General features: G+C 41.2%; 2 protein-coding genes. Both read right to left on the bottom strand.

Features of this window, described 5'->3' with window-relative positions; translation table 11 throughout:
- Window positions 1–42: 42 nt before the first annotated feature.
- Window positions 43–1,149, bottom strand: coding sequence for a hypothetical protein (locus BG32_RS04510; protein WP_121526469.1), 1,107 nt, complete (start codon window positions 1,147–1,149; stop codon window positions 43–45).
- A gap of 206 nt (window positions 1,150–1,355) precedes the next feature.
- On the bottom strand, window positions 1,356–1,733 hold the full coding sequence (locus BG32_RS04505) for a hypothetical protein (RefSeq protein WP_099772685.1): 378 nt from the start codon (window positions 1,731–1,733) through the stop codon (window positions 1,356–1,358).
- Between the last annotated feature and the right edge of the window lie 177 nt (window positions 1,734–1,910).

Genomic DNA, 1,910 nt, shown 5'->3' with positions numbered 1-1,910 from the left:
CCGAAGTCACAGACTTTTCTCGAATTCTCCGCCCTACTGAAACTAGTTACGCAAATTTTGTTCTCTTATGTTTATCCACAAAGAGAGCAAATTCGTCAGAGCACCCAATACTGCCAGTAGATCGCTCTTCTCCATGTTTTCAGGAACATATCCCCTTTTCAAATTTGAAGAATGGGAGCATGAGTTTCCTATAAGTCTTATTGCGTGCATATAAGAGATCACCCAAGGAGATAATTTGCTCCTGAGAGAATCAATCAATGTATAGAGCCTATCATCCGGTGTTTCAATCTCAAAGGCATTAATGAGATCCTTCGCCATATACTCAATTACTATTCTAGAGTTAGAGTTAATTGACTGAATGCTGACTGGTTCGTAGCCTAGAAGTTGCTTCAGATCATTTAGCGTCCTCTTCAGAGAAGCACTAACCCGCAGATTTTGGAGGGAACATATTTGATCGGTTACCTGATTAATCAAACTGGATAGAATATCTCCCACTATGTCGCCTCGAATACTGTGTCTTTCGCGAATTGTGTACAGCGCATTTTTCACCAGCTCAAGTTTTTCACTCTCATATACGAAAAGGTTTAGAGATGCACAGTGTTTCGATGTTTCGAGCCAAATCTTGCTTTTTTCAATCATTATCTCAAGTGCCTTCTTATAAGAAGAAGCGTTTGATGGCAAAATCTCCGAAATCCGTTGCCCCGCTATGATTGGAAAGAAGACATTGTCAAAAGAAAATCCAAGGCTTTCTAGAGCTGTGAGTGAAGATGTAAATACGTCCAAGACCTCTTCAAACAAAGAGACGCTCGATGAAAGTGCTTCAATATTTGTTCTAGGAATACGGAGTGTCAAAACCCCTTTGAAATCGAAATCCTCAGTTTCTTCAAAGAAGACGGATATACCCCTCCAAGACAAAAGTGGACTCTTATCCAAGTTCAAAGATCTTCCAAGTTGCTCTTGCAACTTCTCCAGAACAGCACCTGCAGGGGCAGAGTGCTTCGAGGAATGAGTCGAGAGAACGAGTAAAGGTTTCTCTTGAAGTGATAATTCGGTCCCTTTATCGAAAATATCACCTTCGTAGATATTGAAAGACCTTATCCCATACTCAGATTCAACACCAAATTGGTCAATAATTCTAGATTCTCTCACGAGAACACCTCCTTCGATTGCCTCTAGAAAAGCTCTGAAATTGCTGGTTCAGTTATCCAGAGGATTTAACAAAGCAGTTCAAAGAGATTCCTGAAAAACCACCGTTCCTTGATTTACGCTCCTGGATTCAAAGTAGTAGTTAATACAGCGCTCATAGTCACTTGATCACTTCTTTCCACAGTCTTTCAATGATTTTAGCCAGAACTTCAGTTACGGGAAAGTTTGTCTACTGAAAGAAGTGAAGTATCGTAAGTTCCTCTAAACCCGTCGCTTTCAGTAGAAGCTTTTTGGTCAGCATCCCTTCCCCGCGAGAGCCCAACACCACCAAGTTCATTTCTTGCTCTCAACCCTTCTTTGAAGTCCTTTCTACGAATCCAGTAATCTTCAACGAATTTTTTCTGATTTTCAGGAAGTGAAACCACCTTTCCCTTCGCAATGATACCGGGTATGCAGCTTATACCTTTTGCGCGCCATAGAAAGACCGTATCTCCAATAGCCATTTCAGCAGAAAACTGTTTTGCAAGCCAAGTCACAATTTTGTCATCAGCAAAGGAATCTTTCAGGTAGCCATCGATTCTGAACATTGCCGGATTCCCCTGAAAAATCCATGACTTTGTTTTGACACCTCCCTTCTCTTTTCCCTCAGATAAGCACTTTTTGGAATCATCTTCTTTCCGAGGCCGATTATATTCCTTCTCTTTCCACTTTTCTCAAAACATGCTTATCTTACCGATTCCTCCAAAGCCACTTCGAGGTATGAG

The sequence above is a fragment of the Mesotoga sp. HF07.pep.5.2.highcov genome, from assembly GCF_003666285.1.
GTDB lineage: Bacteria > Thermotogota > Thermotogae > Petrotogales > Kosmotogaceae > Mesotoga > Mesotoga prima.
This window is presented reverse-complemented; position numbering and strand designations above follow the sequence as displayed.

Coding starts and splice junctions, on each gene's coding strand:
- BG32_RS04505 (WP_099772685.1), bottom strand. CDS start 1,733: ATGTTCAGAATCGATGGCTACCTGAAAGATTCCTTTGCTGATGACAAA.